Source organism: Virgibacillus sp. MSJ-26 (assembly GCF_018918075.1).
Classification (GTDB): domain Bacteria; phylum Bacillota; class Bacilli; order Bacillales; family Amphibacillaceae; genus MSJ-26.
On record NZ_JAHLPW010000013.1, the window covers coordinates 33,421 to 53,707 of the forward strand.

General features: G+C 36.9%; 18 protein-coding genes. 1 reads left to right on the top strand and 17 read right to left on the bottom strand.

All coding sequences use genetic code 11. The annotated features are described in order from the left end of the window. Positions 1–279: 279 nt before the first annotated feature. Together KQI49_RS12750 and KQI49_RS12755 are read right to left on the bottom strand one after the other, a co-directional pair. On the bottom strand, positions 280–1,938 hold the full coding sequence (locus KQI49_RS12750) for a DAK2 domain-containing protein (RefSeq protein WP_216489513.1): 1,659 nt from the start codon (positions 1,936–1,938) through the stop codon (positions 280–282). 27 nt (positions 1,939–1,965) lie between these two features. Beyond that, positions 1,966–2,328 (bottom strand): Asp23/Gls24 family envelope stress response protein, encoded by a 363-nt coding sequence (locus KQI49_RS12755; protein WP_216489515.1) that lies wholly within the window; start codon positions 2,326–2,328, stop codon positions 1,966–1,968. Positions 2,329–2,614: 286 nt separating this feature from the next. On the opposite strand from KQI49_RS12755, the gene rpmB reads away from it, so the two are divergent. After that, a complete protein-coding gene (gene rpmB / locus KQI49_RS12760; protein WP_216489517.1) occupies positions 2,615–2,803 on the top strand; it encodes a 50S ribosomal protein L28 in 189 nt (62 codons plus the stop codon). Positions 2,804–3,736: 933 nt separating this feature from the next. Here the strand turns inward: rpmB and spoVM are convergent. The 15 genes from spoVM to KQI49_RS12835 form a co-directional block, all read right to left on the bottom strand. Further along, the gene (gene spoVM, locus KQI49_RS12765) at positions 3,737–3,820 is read right to left on the bottom strand and encodes a stage V sporulation protein SpoVM (protein WP_216489617.1); all 84 of its coding nucleotides are present in this window, start codon (positions 3,818–3,820) and stop codon (positions 3,737–3,739) included. Between the two features lie 34 nt (positions 3,821–3,854). Then, entirely contained in the window at positions 3,855–4,520 is a 666-nt protein-coding gene (locus tag KQI49_RS12770; protein ID WP_216489519.1) for a thiamine diphosphokinase, read from the bottom strand. A 5-nt stretch (positions 4,521–4,525) separates the two neighbouring features. Continuing rightward, on the bottom strand, positions 4,526–5,188 hold the full coding sequence (gene rpe, locus KQI49_RS12775) for a ribulose-phosphate 3-epimerase (protein WP_216489520.1): 663 nt from the start codon (positions 5,186–5,188) through the stop codon (positions 4,526–4,528). A gap of 2 nt (positions 5,189–5,190) precedes the next feature. Continuing rightward, the gene (gene rsgA, locus KQI49_RS12780) at positions 5,191–6,072 is read right to left on the bottom strand and encodes a ribosome small subunit-dependent GTPase A (RefSeq protein WP_216489521.1); all 882 of its coding nucleotides are present in this window, start codon (positions 6,070–6,072) and stop codon (positions 5,191–5,193) included. Beyond that, the gene (gene pknB, locus KQI49_RS12785; RefSeq protein WP_216489522.1) at positions 6,073–8,073 is read right to left on the bottom strand and encodes a Stk1 family PASTA domain-containing Ser/Thr kinase; all 2,001 of its coding nucleotides are present in this window, start codon (positions 8,071–8,073) and stop codon (positions 6,073–6,075) included. It lies immediately after the preceding gene. Then, positions 8,067–8,828 (bottom strand): Stp1/IreP family PP2C-type Ser/Thr phosphatase, encoded by a 762-nt coding sequence (locus tag KQI49_RS12790; RefSeq protein ID WP_216489523.1) that lies wholly within the window; start codon positions 8,826–8,828, stop codon positions 8,067–8,069. The genes pknB and KQI49_RS12790 overlap by 7 nt, the downstream gene beginning before the upstream one ends. Positions 8,829–8,903: 75 nt before the next feature. Then, positions 8,904–10,253: a 16S rRNA (cytosine(967)-C(5))-methyltransferase RsmB gene (rsmB, locus tag KQI49_RS12795; protein WP_216489618.1), complete on the bottom strand. Its 1,350-nt coding sequence runs from the start codon at positions 10,251–10,253 to the stop codon at positions 8,904–8,906. A 1-nt stretch (position 10,254) separates the two neighbouring features. Next, a complete protein-coding gene (gene fmt, locus KQI49_RS12800; protein ID WP_371817571.1) occupies positions 10,255–11,202 on the bottom strand; it encodes a methionyl-tRNA formyltransferase in 948 nt (315 codons plus the stop codon). Between the two features lie 12 nt (positions 11,203–11,214). Then, a complete protein-coding gene (gene priA / locus KQI49_RS12805) occupies positions 11,215–13,623 on the bottom strand; it encodes a primosomal protein N' (protein ID WP_216489526.1) in 2,409 nt (802 codons plus the stop codon). Position 13,624: 1 nt separating this feature from the next. Further along, positions 13,625–14,830: a bifunctional phosphopantothenoylcysteine decarboxylase/phosphopantothenate--cysteine ligase CoaBC gene (gene coaBC / locus KQI49_RS12810; RefSeq protein WP_216489528.1), complete on the bottom strand. Its 1,206-nt coding sequence runs from the start codon at positions 14,828–14,830 to the stop codon at positions 13,625–13,627. Positions 14,831–15,427: 597 nt separating this feature from the next. Continuing rightward, entirely contained in the window at positions 15,428–15,622 is a 195-nt protein-coding gene (gene rpoZ / locus KQI49_RS12815) for a DNA-directed RNA polymerase subunit omega (RefSeq protein WP_216489530.1), read from the bottom strand. 2 nt (positions 15,623–15,624) lie between these two features. Next, positions 15,625–16,242: a guanylate kinase gene (gene gmk / locus KQI49_RS12820; protein ID WP_216489532.1), complete on the bottom strand. Its 618-nt coding sequence runs from the start codon at positions 16,240–16,242 to the stop codon at positions 15,625–15,627. Positions 16,243–16,287: 45 nt separating this feature from the next. Further along, a complete protein-coding gene (gene remA, locus KQI49_RS12825) occupies positions 16,288–16,548 on the bottom strand; it encodes an extracellular matrix/biofilm regulator RemA (protein WP_216489533.1) in 261 nt (86 codons plus the stop codon). 46 nt (positions 16,549–16,594) lie between these two features. Continuing rightward, on the bottom strand, positions 16,595–17,476 hold the full coding sequence (locus KQI49_RS12830; RefSeq protein ID WP_216489534.1) for a YicC/YloC family endoribonuclease: 882 nt from the start codon (positions 17,474–17,476) through the stop codon (positions 16,595–16,597). 102 nt (positions 17,477–17,578) lie between these two features. Then, positions 17,579–20,239 carry a calcium-translocating P-type ATPase, SERCA-type gene (locus KQI49_RS12835; RefSeq protein WP_253286824.1) on the bottom strand — a complete coding sequence of 887 codons (2,661 nt, stop codon included), beginning with the start codon at positions 20,237–20,239 and terminating at the stop codon, positions 17,579–17,581. Positions 20,240–20,287 lie beyond the last annotated feature (48 nt).

A 20,287-nucleotide genomic window follows, 5' to 3' on the forward strand; every position in this document is an offset into this window, starting at 1 on the left:
TAAGCAAGAAATCGAAGTGGCATGACCTTAGCCACGTAGAGTTATTGCTTAAGACCTCGAGGAGCTAGGCGCTTGAGCTGGATGAACAAAAGCGAAAGCGCCTGGTCAGCCCCGAAAAGCTTAAGCAAGAAATCGAAGTGGCATGGCCTTAGCCAAGTAGAGTTATTGCTTAAGACCTCGAGGAGCTAGGCGCTTGAGCTGGGCGTGACTGCGCTGTCACAATGGCTCAAAATTTCCTAGAAAAAAGTCGCCTTGTATTAAAACAACAAGGCGACTTTTTTATTCTACGGAAAGTATATATGAATAAATGGGCTGTTCTCCATTATGAGTTTCAATTTCTATATCTTCATAGGTTTCTTCAATGAAGGCCTCAAGATCTTTCACTTCACTATCTTCAGCTTCTTCCCCCTGTAAAATCGTTAATATTTCATCATCCTCTGTAATTAATTCATCCAGAAGTAATTTAACTGCTTCAAGTCGATTTTTATGAGTTGATTTTATTTTCCCATCTGCAATCCCCATAAAATTACCTTTTTTAATGGTAATCCCATCGATTTGAGTATCTCGAACCGCATATGTAACTTGACCTGTTTTGACATGAGTAGAAGCTTCTTCCATACTCTTCTTATTATCTTCTAACTCTGATTCTGGATGAAATGCTAATAAGGCACTGATGCCTTGTGGAATTGATCTTGTTGGCACAACACCAACTTCTTTATCCGCCATTTCCGCCGCTTGTTCTGCAGCCATAGTAATATTTTTATTATTTGGTAAGATGATAATCTGCTCAGCGTTCGCTTCATTGATTGCATCTGTAAGATCTTGGGTGCTAGGATTCATCGTTTGACCACCCTCAATAACAACGGATGCACCTAAGCTTTCAAACAAAGATTTAATGCCCGCCCCCATAGCGACTGTGACAATACCATACTTTGATGTTTTCTTTGGTGTGTCTTGAGGCTTGTCTCCAACAATAGCTGTATGCTGCTCGCGCATGTTTTCAATTTTCATATTAATTAAACTTCCATACTCCTGCCCCATAGTTAATACTGTACCAGGATATTCGACATGGACATGCACTTTAACAACATCCTCATCAGCAACAACTAACAATGAATCACCATGCTGACTGAGACCTTCCCGGAATTGTTCTTCATGGAAAGGGTGTTCTTTAAGCTTGTCCGAATCAAATTTCACCATAAATTCAGTACAGTATCCATATTCAATGTCCGATGTATCCATGAAATCTTGAGCAATTTTATGATGTTCGGCATTTACCATATCTTCCATGTCGACGGTATCGATTTCTTCTGGCAGTTCTTCGCCTTTCAAGGTAGCTAAAAATCCTTCATAGATTGTCACAAGACCTTGACCACCTGAATCAACCACTCCTACTTCTTTTAAGACGGGAAGTAAATCGGGAGTTCGCGCAAGAGATTCTTTAGCCTCCGTTAAAACTTTTTCCATAAAGGATATTATGTCCGTTTCTGTTTTAGCCACGGTTACCGCTTCTGCGGCTGCATCTTTAGCCACGGTAAGTATAGTACCCTCAACAGGCTTCATAACTGCCTTATAAGCGGTTTGAACACCGCTATCAAAAGCTTCTGCTAAATCTTCCGTCGTCAACTCAGCTTTAGTCTCCATACCATTTGCAAAGCCTCGGAAAATCTGGGATAAAATAACACCAGAGTTACCGCGAGCCCCCATGAGGAGACCTTTTGAAAAAGCTTTAGCAACGGTGGATATATTTTCACTATTTGCTTTCTTAACTTCATTTGCTCCTGAAGTCATTGATAAATTCATATTTGTTCCTGTATCACCATCTGGTACAGGAAACACATTTAAAGCATCAATCTTTTTGGCATTATTAGTCAGATGATGTGCTCCAGAGAGCACCATCTGGGTAAAAGTTATGCCATCTAACTTTTCTAAAGTCACTATATTTCCTCCTCTAATTAGCGATGATCATTCTTTCGCTACACGTACTCCTTGGATGTAAATATTCACGGAATCAATAGCCAAGCCTAATGATTGACTCAAAGTATATTTTACTTGAGACTGCACATTATGAGCAACCTCGGAAATCTTTGTCCCATAACTAACTATAATATACATATCAACATGAAGACTATTATCCTCCTGTCTTACTATTACACCACGAGAAAAGTTTTCTTTTCTTAAAATTTCTGCGATACCGTCTTTGATTTGGCTTTTGGATGCCATTCCTACAATACCATAACATTCAATTGCTGCTCCTCCTGCTATAGTAGCAATGACATCATTAGTTATTGTTACATGACCATCATTTGTATTCAGCTCAATTGACATGAATATCCTCCTTTAATACTAACATCATAAGGTTATTCTACTACAAGCACAGAACTTTGAAAAGAAGAATTACCAAGTAGGATCAGCCATTCATTGATATATCTTTTATGCTCAGATTAATTTTTACTCCTTATACAATGACCGATTTATTCACTAATGTCAAGCGATTTTTCTTTATAGATGATTGCAATCTTTCAAGACTTATGATAAATTTATATAGGTAAAAGAGATGGTTCAAGTTTTTGGGCCTACCCATATGATACTTGTTAGAGTAGGAGGGATTACTATGGCAAAGAAATGTGTTATCACTGGACGCCAAACCGGCACAGGAAATAAACGTTCCCACGCACTTAATGCTAGTAAACGTAAATGGAAAGCCAACGTACAGCGAGTTCGTATCATGGTTGACGGAAAACCTCAACGTGTTTATGTCTCCGCACGTGCACTTAAATCCGGAAAAGTTAAACGGGTCTAAATAATCAAAGTGAAAAGCACCCACAATCAAACAGGGTGCTTTTTTTGATTGGGAACCAAACTATGAGTCGCCAAGCAAGCCACCTGCTGAAAGTGATTATCCTTCAATACAAAATTACCTACAATGGTTTTAACGCCCTAACCAACAAAAATTTTACAAATTCCGTCACTGTACACTACCAAATTTTATTTCTTACAAACTATCCTTCCCAAAAAGATATTCCTACATCACATCAAAATTTGACCTGCAACAATTTACACAAACTGCACAGTAACTAATGGGCTGCTTTCAAAGCAAGCGTAATCGCGACCGTCTGGGATCGCTCCGGTCGGACGCGCTTTCCGCGGTGCCAGGAAGAATTGGAGTTCATTCTTCCCTCTTCAGCCTCCTCGTGAAAACCGTATGTGCGCCTGTGTCTTCTAGTAACGCTACGCAGCAGGCTTCCCCGGCGCAAGGAAGCAAAGAAGATTATTCAAGTAGTATCCTCTCTGTGGGGTCTTCAGACTCGTGGGACTGCACTATCGTTCGCCCCATCGAAGACCATTTGCTTTTCCCGGTTGAGTCTTCGTATTCTGCCTACGTTATTATAGACTCTACGATTTACAATTAAGCATATTTCGGTAGATTGATTATTACAGTTCTTCATATCACGAAAGAAAGTTACTATAAGCGGAGGAAAAAATGCGGAGACTCCTGTGGGAGCTGAGGCCTAGATGAGACCCCAGAGAGCGTAGCTCGAGGAGGCTCATCAGCCGCCCACGGAAAGCGTAGCGTTTTTTCCGTAGCGTTCGTCTTATCGCTTACTTTAACAGGACGGGAAGAGAGTCTTCGTTGAAGTTATGTCGCAGTTTTTATCAACTGAGTGTTAAAAATCTATATGAACGGTTTAAAGAAAAAAGCTTTCGTCAAATAAATGACAAAAGCAAAAATGTTTTACTTATCCTTTTTAAATACACTGATGACCACACGGACAAATCCACCAATAAATCTTGGGAGTTTAATAGTATAAAATTTCAATGAGTTCCCCCTCCTCTATTTCCATGCAAACTTACTATGGAATCGGATTGACAGTTGAATCACGACTCTTTACAAGTATTAATATGCCCTCTTCATATAAAAAAGTACCTTTTTTTGAAAGAAGCTTGTTAGAAATACAAAGAGTTGACCCTATGGAGAGGTTTTCATCGATTAAAGGGTAATAAAACCCACTTAATGTTATCCCTTTGACAACAGGGGTCAATGGGATAAACGAGATATTGGGATACTTTTCTTCATATAAGACATCGTGTTCTCCAGGCTCTGTTATCTCCAGTTTATTAAGACGATCAATAATGATTGCCTGAATATTTCGCTGCTTTATAGTGAAAAGCGTTTGGATATTAATGAGTGTATGATCAAGTCGCCCACCTGTTACCCCAAATAAATAAATCTTTTCGGTGTTTAAATCAAATGCTTTATTAAGAGCAATTTCTAGGTCTGTCTCATCTTTTTCACTTGGATACTGATAAAAGTGATTTGCAGATTTTTTTATCATATTTTTTTCTTGTGAAGTGATGGAATCAAAGTCTCCAACTGCATAATCAACATTTATATTATTTTTCATTAACGTTAACGCTCCACCATCAGCTCCAATCCAGATATCGATCTCATTTTTTAAATCACTTAAATCCGGTAATAATTCTTCAGGTCCATTTGCCATAACTCCAATGGTTTTCATTTAGTTCATTCCTTGTGTTTCGTTGCTGATAGGATTGCTTGAATAGCATCTTTTCGGTTATCCTTATTAAAAATTGCACTTCCCGCCACTAATACATCTGCTCCAGCATCTGTACATAGTTTCGCTGTATCAACACTGACGCCTCCGTCAACCTCAATTTCAAAAGATAAGTTCAACTGCTCACGATAATTCTTTACTTGTTCAATCTTTTGAACGGCATGTTGAATAAATGACTGCCCACCAAAGCCTGGATTAACAGACATAATTAAAACCAAGTCAACTTCTGGTAAAATGTCTTTTATCATTTCCACTGGAGTAGCTGGATTAATAACCACGCCTGCTTTAACTCCAGCATTCTTAATAAGCTGAAGCGTTCGATGTAAATGAACACACGTTTCTTGATGGACTGTAATAATTGAAGCCCCTGCATCTGCAAACGCTTGAATATAATTATCAGGATTCTCAATCATTAAATGAACATCTAAAGGAAGAGTGGTTGTTGGTTTAATAGCTTCCACGATTAATGGTCCGATTGTTATATTTGGGACAAAATGGCCGTCCATGACATCTACGTGAATATAATCCGCTCCTCCTTTTTCCACATCTTTAATTTCGTCACCTAATTTGGAGAAATCTGCTGATAAAATTGATGGTGCGATTTTTGTCATTATCAATACCTCGGCTTTCTCGATCGTATTTCAGTTAGGAATTCTAAATAATGTTCATAACGATACGTTGTAATATTTTCTTGTTCAACAGCTTGTTTCACCGCACATTTTGGCTCTTTGTCATGCATACATCCTCTAAATTTACATTGATTTTTTATTTCCTTCATTTCTGGAAAGAAATCAGTAAGTTCTTCTTGTTCAATTTTATCAAAGTTTAAAGAACTAAAACCAGGGGTATCTGCAACAAGTCCACCGTTAATATTCAGTAATTCCACATGTCTTGTAGTATGCTTGCCTCTACCAAGACTGCTTGATACATCAGATGTTTTTAAATTCAATGATGGTAAAACTGCATTTAAGAGAGAAGACTTTCCAACTCCCGATTGTCCTGCTATAACAGTAATTTGATTAGGTAAGTAGTCTCGTATTAATTTGGCATCTTCTACGTTGTTCTTGGACACTAATTGAATTTCATAGCCTATGTTTCGATAATCTTTCTTAAATTTCTCTAATTTATAGAGTTCTTCCTCGTTTGCTAAATCAGTTTTTGAAATTAAAATTATAGGTTGAATACCAATAGATTCAATTAGTACTAGGAATCGATCCAATAATTTAGTACTAAAATCAGGCTCTTTAGCAGAACTGACTGTGATTGCCTGATTAACATTCGCTATTGGTGGACGTACTAGTTCATTCTTTCTTGATTCAATTTCTTTGATATAGCCTTCTTCGTTTTCATCTAATTCAAATTGGACGATATCTCCGACTAAGGGTGTAACTTTTCTTTTGCGAAACACGCCTCTGCCTTTGCATTCATACGTACCATTTTGATTGCTAACGGTATAAAAACCGCTTAATGATTTTATAATCCTTCCTTCCTGCATTTAGTCACCTTCCTCATAAGGCACAGATTTATCAATAATAATATCATCATCGCGCACCACTTTATAATCAGCAACTTTGCCGGGTTCAATTGTTAATGTAATGGTGTACTCAGAATCCTCATTAATATCTTCTTCCTTGTAAACCTCTGATATAGAGTGATTCATATCATCGATGTAAATTTTCACTGTTTGAGGCTCTAATTCATCTTCCTCCTCATCCTCCTCTCGATCAAGAGTATAAGGTACAGTAAACGTAACAGAGTGGGAGGCAGGTGGTTTTTCTTCAGGCCCAATTGATATATATACATCGACCGTTGCCCCTTTTTCTAACGCTGTGTTTGATTCAGGGCTTTGCCGTATAACTTCACCTTTTGGTGTAGATTCGGAATGTTCTTCTTCTTTATTCATAGAAAGACCTACTTTTTCTAAATACTCTTTCGCTTCACCTTCTGTCATTCCTTTTAAATTATTAAGACTAATCTTTTCTGGTCCGTTACTAACTTCAAAGATCACTCTTGTATCACCAGGTACTACCTCTGTATCTGGAACAGGCTGTATCTGAGAAATGATTTCTCCCTCAGGTTTATCAGAGTATTTTTCATAGGCAATCACTTCATAACCTTGATCTTCAAGGACACGTTTAACTTGCGTAAAATCTTTACCTACGTAATCTTCAAACGCTACCTTTTCTTTTCCATCACTAACATAAACGGTCACAGTGGAATTTTCTTTCACAGTTTTTCCTGCTTTCGGACTAGTCTTCACCACTAAATCTTCTTCAATCTCATCTGAAAAGATTTGTTCTTCTTTTGCCTGGAGATTAATTTCTTCTAGTGCTTCTACAGCTTCATCATATTCCATTTCGGTCAAATCAGGGACTTGGACTTCTTTCGGTGTTAATAAAGTGAAAAATGCAATTGCACTGCCTGCAAGTAATAAAAACAACAAAATAATAATTATTACCCACTTTTTCTTACGTTTCTTTTTCGGTTTGGATTTCTTTGGCTTTTTAGCTGGTTTTACTTTATTTTCCTCCACCTTTTTCGTGTCTTCTGATGGTTGATGAACGAGTGTATCTTGGTGTTCATCAAATTCCTGTTGTTGGTCTGTAATAATAGGAATGGCTTTTGTCTCATCCCCATCTTCTTCTGGTGGTACATACTTTTCTTCATTGAGGCGGTCTGAATCAAGAGCATGGTTTAAACTTTCTTCCATAGCATAGACATCTTCATAACGATGAAAAGGATCTTTTGCCATTGCTTTCAATACAACATTCTCTACGCTTTGAGGAATACTAGGATTAATTTGCCGTACTGATGGTGTTTCACTTTGTAAGTGTTTTAAAGCGATAGATACAGCAGATTGACCTGAAAAAGGGAGTCTCCCGGTTAATAGTTCATAGAAAACAATACCTAACGAATATATATCTGATTTTCTAGTGGCCATCCCTCCCCTAGCCTGTTCAGGGGATAAATAATGAACCGAGCCTAGAATCGAATTTGTTTGCGTTAAAGCTGTATTACTCAACGCCATCGCTATTCCAAAATCAGTTACTTTTATATTTCCATATGTATCTATCATAATATTTTGCGGTTTAATATCACGATGGATGATGTTATTTTCGTGAGCATGAGCAATCGCCGATGTGATTTGTTTCATAATCCGAATTGCTTCTGAAACATCAATCGGTCCGTGTTGTTGGACATATTCTTTAAGCGTCATTCCATCAACATATTCCATTACCATATATAAAATATGATCTTCTTCACCTACGTCATATATATTAACAATATTTGGATGAGATAAGCTTGTCGCTGATTGTGCTTCACGATCAAATCTTGCAATAAATTCCTCATCATTAGAAAATTCTAGGCGAAGTACTTTAATTGCAACGTCACGATTTAGAATAAGGTCTTTGGCTAAATAAACATTAGCCATACCTCCCCCACCTATTGTTCTAATAATTTGATATCTCTCGTTTAGCAAGCGACCATCTAACATGGATCATCACCAACTTGCTCAGACAATTTATGTTCGATGATAGCTAAAGAGACATTATCTTCTCCTCCACGCTCATTTGCTAAATGAACGAGATCTTGTGCTATATCTTGGATATATTTATTCTGATTAACATAATCAGCAAGTTCATCATTTAGAACCTTGTTGGCTAGACCATCAGAGCATAAAAGTAATTTATCATTTTTTTCCCAACCAAGACTTTTGATATCTGCTTGTACATTTTCTTCAGTACCTAATGCTTTTAATAAAACATTTTTTCTAGGGTGGTGTTCTGCATCAGATTCTGATATTTGGCCTGTACGTAAAAGTTCATTAACTAATGAATGATCTTCAGTCACTTGCTTGAAGCCTTCTGCACTTAACATATAACAGCGACTATCTCCAATGTGAGCGATGGTTATAAATTCATCTGTGCAAACAGAAATGACTACCGTGGTACCCATACCTTGGCATTCTTTATTCTTTTGTGCTTTTTTAAGTATCGATTGATTTGCTTTTTTTAATACTTTACCAAGCCATTTTTCAACTGCTTCAGGTGAGGCAAAGTGAGTTGTTACTTCCCATTTTTCACCAATAAAATCTGTAGCCATTTGACTCGCCACATCGCCTGCAAGGTGACCACCCATACCATCAGCTATAACGGCCATAAGTTGATCGCCATTATTATAATAAAGACCACCAGAATCTTCGTTATGCGCACGGACGCGTCCTCGGTCAGTTATAAACTTACCTATCATTTTTCCACCCCTTTTCACTTGCCTTCAAAATATTGTTAATGAAGCAAAGTAATTAGACTAATATGTTACTTTCAATTAAAACGTTTTTCTCAATCGAGTCAAGAAAAAACCATCTGTTTGAAATGTTTGAGGAAATAATTGTAAGCCATTTTCAGTTTCCCCAAGTGAGTTTTTTAAGCTGTCAGGTAATGTATCAAAAAAAGCTCTATCCACTTCATAATTAGGGTGATGCTTTAAAAATGATTGAATGACAGACTCATTTTCCTTGCGATTAACTGTACATGTACTATAAATGAGTAATCCACCTTTTTTTAGTAATGGGGAAACACTTTCGAGAATATCGATCTGAATTTGTGCCAATTGATAGATATCATCAACTTGTTTAGTAAACTTAATATCAGGCTTTCCTTTTAAAACACCTAAACCTGAGCATGGAGCATCAATTAAAATTCGATCAAAACTTTCTTGCTCATAAACAGTATTTAAGTCCCTAGCATCAGCCTGGCTGGCATCAATAATTGACAGAGAAAGCTGGGAAGACTTCTCGTTGACTAAATTGATTTTTTTCTTGTGAAGATCATGAGCCTTCACAACACCCTTATTTTCCATCTTTTCTGCTAGATGTGTAGTTTTGCCCCCTGGAGCACTACAAGCATCAAGAACTGACATACCTGGTCGAGCGTCAAGCATCTCGCCAACTAACATCGAGCTCTGGTCTTGGATGGTAAGATAACCCTCTTGAAAAAGGTGGGATTGGACGATGTTTCCCTTTTTAATAATAAGACCCTGTTTCGATATTAATGATGGTTCAACGACAAATCCTTCATCATTTAATTGTTTAATAGCAGCTTTCCGAGAGATTTTTAAAGGTTGAATGCGAACGGATACTTGTTTATGCTCCATATTTTCGCGACACATATCTTCAGTCGTTTTAAGACCATAATCATTTATCCACTGCATAATCATCCATTCTGGGTGACTAGTTTCAATTGAAAGGCGTTTGATTGGATCTTTAATTGAAGACGTCTCTGGAACACCTTGCCTTTGTACGTTCCTTAACACACCATTTACAAAGGATGCCACCCCTTTATGCCCTCTCTGTTTGGCGATTTCAACGGCTTCATGAATAACAGCATGAGCGGGTACTTTATCTAAAAAGACCATTTGATAGATTGACATTCTAAGAAGCATCTGTACCCAAGGTTTTTGTTTTTTATTCGTTTTAATAAAATTACTTAAATAATAATCTAATGTTAATTTGCGTTGAATTGTACCATACACAACTTCTGTTAATAAGCCTATATCTTTTTCTGATAGCTGTTTCTTTTTTATTTCATGGTCAATCAATAAATGGCTATAGCCACTGCCTTGTTCGATTCGTAGTAAAAGATCCAACATTGCATTTCTTAAAACATATTTTGCCACGTCATTCACCCATTTTTCCACCTATTTTTATTCGTTCCTCTGATCCTAATAAGTATTCCCTAACTGTCAAACGTTTATTGCCTGCAGGTTGAATTTCTGTTATTAGAACACCCTTATTATTTCCGCATAAGACCACGAAACCTTTTTCAATAATTTTTTTAATAATTTCTCCAGGCTTCCCTTTATATTCATTATTGTCCAATTCCGCTTTCCAAATCTTCATATTCTTATTTTCATAAGTGGTATAAGCCACTGGCCAAGGGTTTAGACCACGAATCTGATTGTAAACATCGATATTAGACTTAGACCAATCTATTTTTTCTTGTTCTCTCCGAATATTTGCTGCAAACGTTGCTTGGCTTTCATCTTGTTTAATCGGTGTTAATTCTCCTTTAAATAGAGCTGGTAGTGTTTCTAATAAGAGGGTTGAACCAATTTCCGATAACTTATCATGTAACGTGCCAACATTATCCTTATGTTCAATAGGGGTTGATCGCTGTGTCAAAATATCACCAGCATCCAATTTTTCAACCATATACATAATAGTTATCCCTGTTTCACTTTTGCCTTCTAAAATCGCATAATGAATTGGCGCTCCTCCTCTTAATTCTGGCAGCATAGAAGCATGGACGTTAATACATCCATATTGTGGTGTTTCAAGTATTTCTTTTGGTAATAGTTGTCCGTAGGCTGCTGTAACAATGAGATCTGGTTCATAATCCAGAATAGCTTGATAATCACTACTTAATTTTTTAGGTTGAAAGACGGGAATATTATGTTTTTCCGCTTCCACTTTAACAGGAGGAGGCGTAATGACCTTTTTTCTTCCTTTTGGTCGATCGGGTTGAGTTACCACAAGGGCAATGTCATATTCAGAATTTACGAGAGCAGTTAGTATAGGAACTGAAAAATCAGGCGTTCCCATAAAAATAATTTTTTTCTTCTTCACACTCATCTTCCTTTACATTAATTGATAGGGTTGCATATCTACTGTGATCATTAAATCATCTTTACGCATGTCACTCCTGTATCGTTTAAGTATCTTCCTAATGCAAGTTCTTAAACCAGGTTCTTTTTTATATTTTACAATACATTGGTAACGATATCGATCTTTCATTCTGGCAATCGGAGAAGGTGATGGTCCAAGAACGGTCGAATCATCACTTAAATCTTGTCGAAGCATTTGTACAATTTCTTGAGTAACTTGAATAACTTTAACTTTATTTTTGTGTGACACAGTTAGAAGAACTAAAAAGACGTATGGTGGATAACGAAACGTTTTACGGATGCTCATTTCTGATTGAAAAAATTGATTATAATCGTAATGACTAGCTAATTCAATACTATAATGATCTGGTGTATATGTTTGAACAATCACTTCTCCAGGTAGTTCATGCCTACCTGCTCGTCCACTCACTTGAGTTAATAGCTGAAAGGTTTTCTCAGACGATCTAAAATCTGGTAAATGGAGCATTGAATCGGCGGTTAAGACTCCTACGAGAGTGACATTTTCAAAATCAAGTCCCTTCGCTATCATTTGGGTGCCTAACAATATATCGGCCTCCCCACTTGAAAAATTGTTAAGCAACTTCTCATGTGCACCTTTTCTTCGCGTCGTATCTACATCCATTCTGATAACTCGGGCTTCGGGAATTAATTTGGTTAATGCTTCTTCAATTCGTTGCGTACCCGTGCCAAAATAACGGATTAAATCGCTCTGGCACTCAGGGCACACGACTGGCATTGGTTCCTCATAGGAACAGTAATGACATTTTAGTCGATGACTATTTTTATGATATGTTAACGCAATATCACAATGAGGACATTCTTTAACATGACCGCAATCTCGACACATTACAAATGTAGAGTACCCTCTCCGATTCAACAATAAAACGATTTGTTCTTTCTGCTTAAGTTTATTTTCAATTTTTTCTTTTAACACTCTCGAAAACATTGACCTGTTACCCGCATGTAATTCTTTACGCATATCAACAATTTCAACAGCAGGCATGTCTTTATTATTGGTTCGTTTATCTAAGACAGCAAGTTGATACACCCCTTTTTTTGCGCGAGCAAATGATTCTAGTGCTGGGGTTGCACTCCCTAAAATAACTGGGCAATTGTAATACTTACCTCGTTTAATTGCAACATCTCTTGCATGATACCTTGGCTGATCTTCTTGTTTATAAGAATTTTCATGTTCTTCATCAATAATGATGATTCCAATATTTTCAAAAGGGGCAAAAACAGCTGATCTAGCTCCGACAACTACTTTTACTTCTTTACGTTGAACTTTAAGCCACTCATCATATTTTTCCCCACTTGACAAAGCGCTATGTAGTACAGCTACATTTGAGCCGAATCTCCCTTTAAATCGATTAACCATTTGTGGAGTCAGTGAAATTTCAGGTACTAATACGATAGCCTCTTGTCCTTTTTTTATAACGTCTTGAATAGCTTGCAAGTATATTTCTGTTTTTCCACTGCCTGTAATACCGTGCAGCAAAAAGACATCATGTTCATTTGTCATGATTTTTTCCTTAATTGGGGAAATAGCCATCTCTTGTTGCTCTGTTAAGGTAAGAGGCAATGTTTTTTTAAATGCTTTATCGTCATAAGGATTTCGATAAACCGCGACTCGATCAGTCTTAAGTAGATTCTTATCACTCAGTGCTTTAATAGTTGATTGGGTCGTGTCTATACGTTTTAGTAATTCGTTTTGTTCGATTTCTTTAGGATTATCAAGAAAGTACTCAAGGACAAGACGCTGTTTCCTAGCATTTTTAGGTAAATCTACTAGAGCTTCTTCTATTAAATGTGCTGTTTTCTTTGGACTGACCATCGTTACACGCTTTTTTGTAATCCTTGATTTAACAAGGTATTTTACAGTAATGTCTCCTGCTTGGATTGCTTTTTGAAGTTGTCGATAAGAGATAAGGGATGCAGTAAATTCCTCATAACTTATAAAATCACGTCCTGCAAAAAGCTGTTCTAACTCAGGGGTAAGTTCTGCTTCTGTTAATCGCTCCAATTCTTTTTGATACTCTGCCTTTAATACTTGAGGTAGCATAGCTTGATATGCTGTAATATAAAAACTCACTGTATCTTCAGCCAACCATTTCCCTAAATCAATTAACTCCTCAGTCAGTACAGGAATTATATCTAGTACATTACTTATATTTTTTAAATTATCAAAGGTAGAGTGATCACTTATCCCGACAACGAAACCCATTATTTTTCTAGGACCAAATGGAACGGTGACTCGCATGCCTACCGATAGAATTTCTTGATATTTTTCAGGGATTGAATAGTCAAAGGTTTGATTTACTTGACTCGTAGGTACATCCACAATGACTTGGGCAATTCTCATACTACTCACCCTTCATATCTCTCATGATTAACTTTAATACGTTTTCAGCAACCTTTCTTTTTGAAGAAAGACCTATCTCATCTTGTTCCAAATGCTTGTTTAAATAGGTTGCTATGTTCGTATCTCCTTCAAAGCCTGCACCTTCTGTAGATACGTTATTGACTACGATTGCATCTAAGTTTTTTTCTGTTAGTTTCTTCTCGCCATACTCTAATGGGGACGTTGTTTCGGCTGCAAACCCAACTAAAAATTGATGAGCTTTATTCTCTCCAAGTGAGGCTAGTATATCTTTTGTCCGTTCCATTTCTATTTCTACTTGACCGTTATCTTTCTTTTTCATTTTTTCATCATAAACTATTTTCGGCCGATAATCAGCCACTGCCGCTGATTTTACGACTATATCATTATGTGGAAATTCTTTATGCATTGCTTGAAACATCTCCTCAGCTGAAATAACGTCAATTCTTTTGATTCGTTTATTTGACGTTTGAAGATGAACAGGACCTGTCACTAATGTTACATCTGCTCCATAGTTTGCAGCGGCTTCAGCAAGCGCAAAGCCCATTTTTCCTGACGACCTATTGGTGAAATAACGCACTGGATCTAGAACTTCACGAGTAGGACCAGCCGATATTAATATTCTTTTCCCAGCTAAAAGGTTAGAGTTTTTTTGATGATTGTTAATCACTTCAATAATGCTCTCAGGTTCTTCCATTCTACCTTTTCCGATCCAACCGCATGCAAGATATCCGGCACCTGGCTCGATAAAATGGTAACCCCATTGTTCTAACTGCTTCATGTTATGTATCACAGCAGGATGCTTGTACATATTTACATTCATGGCAGGAGCGATATAAACAGGAGCTGTTGTAGCTAGAAGAACAGTTGAAAGCATATCATCAGCTATACCATTAACTAGTCTGCCAAGAATATGGGCTGTCGCAGGTGCAATAATAACAATATCAGCCCAATCAGCAACATCAATATGAGCTATTTTTTGCGGATCTTTTTCATCAAAAGTATCTGTATAAACAGGATTTCGTGATAAAGCTTGAAAAGTTAACGGTGACACGAACTTTGTTGCACTAGAGGTCATAACAACTTTCACATTAGCACCAGATTGAGTTAATTTACTAGTTAAAGCATAAGCCTTATATGCTGCAATACCACCTGTTACACCCAGTAAAATATTTTTCTGTTTTAACATTCTATAACCCCTTTGCCATTTTCATTTATTATATCTTATACACCAAATTATACTATGTTTCACTACCTAAGAAAAAGTTCAGCACCCCCACTTGAGAAAATATTGAACATCAATAGGAATAGTAGATACAAACTGCGACATAGTTTCAAACTCTCTTCCCGTCCTGTTAAAGTAAGCGGTAATCCAAACGCTGCGGAATATCCTTGTACAAAAAAACTATAACATTAAAACTTCTGTGGATAACTTTATACTGAAATTGGCCACATCTAGCTAGGGGCCGCCCCGCGCTTTTGTTCTCCTGCGGGAAAAGCAAATGGTTTTCGATGGGGCAAACGATAGTGCAATCCCACGAGTCCGAAGACCCTGCAAGAAGTGTTCTATGCTTCTGAGGAGGCTGAGGTGGGAAGAATGAACTTCAATTCTTCCTGGCACCACGGAAAGCATCCGCCCGGCGCGATCCCAGACGGTCGTGATTACGCTTGCTTTGGAGGCAGTCCATTAGATGCTGCACATTATATGAATTACATGTTTCTAATCAACGTATAACTATTATAAATTAGAAAAAATCCCCGCTTTTGGCGTGGGATCTCATTTTTTCTATTCTTCTTGAAGTGTCAGTTTTCCTTGTTGAATCTCTTCTAGCGCTAAGCTTACAAAAGTCTTTCCTTTTTGATGGTCTGATGTGCCGCTTTGATGTTCACGAAGCTGACGTGCACGCTTAGCTGATAAAGTGACTAATGAGTATTTGGATCTAATTTTCTCTTGCAACGAATCAATTGATGGTTCTAACAAAGTTACTCATCCTCCAATATTTTTTTATACTGTTTAGCAATTCTTTCTCGCCTACAATGTTCACTTTGAATAATGGATTGAATTTTTTCAACTGCATGATCTACATTATCGTTAACCACGACATAATCATATTCCTCCATTAGATCAATTTCTTTTTTCGCTTCCCTTAAACGGTTCGTCACTAAATCATTTGATTCCGTACCTCTACTAACAATCCGGTTTTTCAGTTCTTCTAGACTCGGCGGAAACAAGAAAATAAAGACTCCGTTAGGAAAGTTTTTCTTGACTTGTAGGGCTCCTTGTACTTCAATCTCTAAAAATACATCATACCCTTTATCTAGAGTATTAACAACATATTCCCTTGGTGTGCCATAATAATTATTGACATACTGAGCATATTCTAATAATTGATTTCCATTAATAAGCTGTTCAAATTCATCTTTTGATTTATAAAAATAGTCAACGCCATCAACTTCACCAGGACGTTTGTCTCTCGTTGTCATGGAAATGGAATATTTCAAATCTGTTTGCTGCTCAAATAATCTTTTTCTAACTGTTCCTTTTCCAACACCAGATGGGCCGGATAATATAAATAAAATGCCTTTATCATCTATAAGCAAGGTGTTTCCTCCTAATATAGCAAATAAGTAAAAAGTAAAATAAGGTTATTCATCTCCGTATTCATCATGAGTCAACACTCTTTGTCCGACAGTCTCTGGTTGGACAGCGGAGAGCACAACATGATCACTGTCTGTTATGATAACTGCCCGTGTTCTTCTTCCGTAGGTTGCGTCAACTAGTTTATTACTATCTCTAGCTACTGTAATAATCCTTTTAATTGGCGCCGATTCTGGTGCAACTATTGAAATCACTCTATTTGCTGAAACAACGTTACCAAAGCCTATATTAATTAATTGTAACCCCATTATGGTCCCCCTAGTTATGTAAAATATATTTTTTAATCTGTTACGATTATTCGATATTCTGTATTTGTTCTTTGACTTTTTCAATTTCACTTTTAATTTCAATCGCACGCCGACTAATCTCATTATCTGTGGATTTTGAACCAATTGTATTAATTTCTCTGTGCATTTCCTGAATAATAAAATCTAATTTTCTCCCAACAGGTTTATCTGAGTCTATCGTTTCATTAAAATGTGATATATGACTCTCAAGTCGTGTCAATTCTTCACTTATATCTCCTTTTTCAGCTAAAAGAGAAATCTCTTGATGAAGTTGTTGATCATCGAGTTTAATTGCATAAGACGTATATTCTTTTATTCGATCATAAATTCTCGCTTGGTAATCCTTAATTACTTGTGGTCGACTCTCTTTAATTAATAATAACATATTATGTACAGAATTTACCCTGTTTTTAATGTCTTTTTTTAAATATTCACCTTCTATACTCCGACTATCCTGAACTTGTTGACAAACACGTTCTGTCGTTTCAAGAATATAATCAAACAATTCGGAAGGTTGGTTCTCAACTTCTTGAATTTTAAACAACTCTGGTATAGACGATAGCGATGAAACTGATAAATCACCTGTAAGTCCGTAACGCTCCTTTGCTAGTTTGTATTGATTTACGTATTGATCCATCAAGTTCCAATCAGTCATTAATGTTTTCTTAATAAAATAATCGTTATCTATAATAACATAAACCTCTATTCTACCTCTATAAAAGTAATTCTTAATAATCTTTTTTATCTTTTCTTCAAGGAAGCTCCAAGGATGAGGGAGATTGACTTTAATATCAAGAAAGCGATGATTTACACTTTTCATCTCAATTGTTATGTGTGCCTCTTCGATATCTCTCGCCTCAACACCGTAGCCTGTCATGCTCTCTGCCATATGTACCACATCCCATAATTAAATATACTTTATTATAACAGTGAATAATGAAAGTGCAAAAAACCTTCGCAAGTATCTCATAAACGAAGGCTTTTTGTTAAATTACTTTTGTTTCTTAAAACCGAATAGGACAGTTGGAAGCGCACCCAATCCGACAATTAACATCCAATCACGTATTCCAAGTGCAGTGGTATGAAAAATCGGCTGTAATGGTTCCCAGTATATTACAACGAGTAAAAGCAAAAGTGATGAAATGACAGCAAAGACTAAATAAATATTTTCAAATGGATTCCTATCAAAAATAGAATGGGCATTGCGGCAATCAAACACATGAATTAACTGGGCTAAAACTAACGTTGTAAAAGCGATTGTTCGAGCGTATGTTAAATCATTAGGATTACTTTGATAAGCTATGATAAATGCAATCAATGTGAAAATTCCTATCAAAAACCCGCGACTAATTATTTTATACCCCAGTCCCCTAGAAAATATCCCTTCTTGTGGAGCTCTAGGTTTTCGTTTCATGACATCTTCTTCACTTTTATCCAGTCCTAATGCCATAGCTGGAAGGCCATCGGTTACTAAATTCACCCAAAGTATTTGTACCGGAACTAAAGGTAGAGGCATCCCTAATAGCATAGCGAAAAGCATAACAAGTATTTCCCCAACATTTGAAGCAAGCAAATATCTTATAAATTTCCTTATATTTTCATAAATGTTCCGTCCTTCATTAATAGCAGATTTAATGGTTGCAAAGTTGTCATCCATCAGTACGAGACTAGAAGCTTCCTTAGTAACGTCAGTTCCACCTAGCCCCATACTAATACCAATATCACTTGCTTTAATTGCTGGTGCATCGTTCACACCATCACCTGTCATAGCGACAATATGGCCTTTGTCTTGTAAAGCTTGGACTATTTTTAATTTGTGTTCAGGCGTCACCCTAGCAAAAACATAAACATCTTCAATAATATTTTCCAATTCCTCAAGCGACATTTGGTTCATTTGACGGCCTTCTAAAACTAATCCACCTGGAGGTAGCATCTCTAAATCTTTCGCTATCGCCTCAGCAGTCTTAACATGATCTCCAGTAATCATCACGGTTTTGATTCCAGCTTGCTTACATTCTTTAATTGCTGCTTTAACTTCTTTTCTAGGAGGATCGATCATTCCATACAAACCAATGAAGGTTAAATTTTTCTCTAAAAACTCAGCATTTAGAGATGTGTCTTTTTTTAATGGTTTAACGCTTATGGCAATCGTTCTTAAAGCTTTATTAGCCATTCGGTCAATCGCCCCATTAACATTTTGCTCATCCTGAGGTTTTAAAACAGACGTACCTCTTTGATTGATAATATGAGAACATCTAGGAAGAACGACATCTGGAGCACCTTTTGTTACTAAATAACGCATTTGATGTTCGTCTTCAATAACAACACTCATCATCTTACGTGTAGAGTCAAAGGGAATTTCTTTCACAATCTGGTAGTTTTCCCCCATCATTGCGGATAACCCCATTTTTCTAGCAGTAACAATTAGAGAGCCATCGGTTGGATCTCCTTCTACATAGTATTTTCCCTTTTTCACATATAATGAGGCATTGTTACAGAGCATTCCATACAATAGCATAGATTTAAGATTTGGGTGTGATTGATCTATCTTCTTATTATTTAATAAAAAATTTCCGCGGATATCATAACCGTCACCTGTTACGTTTATATAATTTCCATTAAGGTAAATTTCCTTCACTGTCATTTGGTTCTCAGTCATTGTTCCTGTTTTATCTGAACAAATAACAGAGGCACAACCTAACGTTTCAACAGCTGACAATTCTCTTACAATAGCATTCTTTCTTATCATACGCTGCACACCTAAAGCTAATCCAATTGTGACGATGGCTGGTAATCCTTCAGGGATAGCAGCCACAGCGAGCGATACACCTGCGAGAAACATATTATAAACCGCATGTCCTTGATAAATACCTATTGCAACTACAAGAACTGTTAAAAAGATGGCGACGGCAATTAATATCTTGCCAAGTTCAGCTAGTTTCCGTTCTAAAGGCGTAATAACTTTTTCCGTGCTTGCCATTAGAGATGCTATTTGCCCCATGGCTGTATTCATTCCTGTTCCAACTACTATTCCTATTCCAGAGCCTCTGGTCACAAGCGTCCCTTTGAAACCCATATTCACCTGGTCTTGTGAGTCTAAATGATCCTGGTGTATCGCAGATGCGTGTTTGACAACAGGAAGTGATTCACCTGTTAAGGCTGATTCTTCAGTTTCTAATCCAGAAGATTTGACTATCCTAATATCAGCCGGAACTCGGTCACCGCTCTGTATTTTTACAATATCGCCGACGACTAATTTTCCAGAGTACACCTTTTCCCATTTACGTTCACGAAACACTTTTGCAAGAGGTGCAGATAGTTCCCTTAATTTATCCAAGGAGTTTTCTGCTTTTTGTTCTTGAAAATATCCCAAAAATCCATTTAATAACACAATCGTCATGATAGCAATAGCGTCAATATATTCTCCTAACAAACCAGCAATTAATGTTGCTGCTAGGAGAACGAGTACCATAAAATCTTGAAATTGTTTGATAAATATAAGCCATCTAGAAGACTTTTTATGTTCCTCTAGAGTATTCTCCCCAAACTTTTCCCTTCGTTCAGTCACTTGTTTTGAAGAAAGTCCTCTTTTTGTGCTAACATGAAGCTTCTGTTCAATTCGTTCCACATCTAACTGATACCATTTCTCCAAATCGCATTCCCCCATGTATTTTCCTACGTAATATATTGATTCATTGGA

Bases quoted from the DNA above. Each gene is read 5' to 3' on its own strand.
- priA (WP_216489526.1), bottom strand. From the start codon at position 13,623: ATGAGAATTGCCCAAGTCATTGTGGATGTACCTACGAGTCAAGTAAAT.
- rpe (WP_216489520.1), bottom strand. From the start codon at position 5,188: ATGACAAAAATCGCACCATCAATTTTATCAGCAGATTTCTCCAAATTA.
- rpmB (WP_216489517.1), top strand. From the start codon at position 2,615: ATGGCAAAGAAATGTGTTATCACTGGACGCCAAACCGGCACAGGAAAT.
- KQI49_RS12770 (WP_216489519.1), bottom strand. From the start codon at position 4,520: ATGAAAACCATTGGAGTTATGGCAAATGGACCTGAAGAATTATTACCG.
- KQI49_RS12790 (WP_216489523.1), bottom strand. From the start codon at position 8,828: ATGATAGGTAAGTTTATAACTGACCGAGGACGCGTCCGTGCGCATAAC.
- pknB (WP_216489522.1), bottom strand. From the start codon at position 8,073: ATGTTAGATGGTCGCTTGCTAAACGAGAGATATCAAATTATTAGAACA.
- KQI49_RS12830 (WP_216489534.1), bottom strand. From the start codon at position 17,476: ATGGCAGAGAGCATGACAGGCTACGGTGTTGAGGCGAGAGATATCGAA.
- rsgA (WP_216489521.1), bottom strand. From the start codon at position 6,072: ATGCAGGAAGGAAGGATTATAAAATCATTAAGCGGTTTTTATACCGTT.
- coaBC (WP_216489528.1), bottom strand. From the start codon at position 14,830: ATGTTAAAACAGAAAAATATTTTACTGGGTGTAACAGGTGGTATTGCA.
- KQI49_RS12755 (WP_216489515.1), bottom strand. From the start codon at position 2,328: ATGTCAATTGAGCTGAATACAAATGATGGTCATGTAACAATAACTAAT.
- remA (WP_216489533.1), bottom strand. From the start codon at position 16,548: ATGGGGTTACAATTAATTAATATAGGCTTTGGTAACGTTGTTTCAGCA.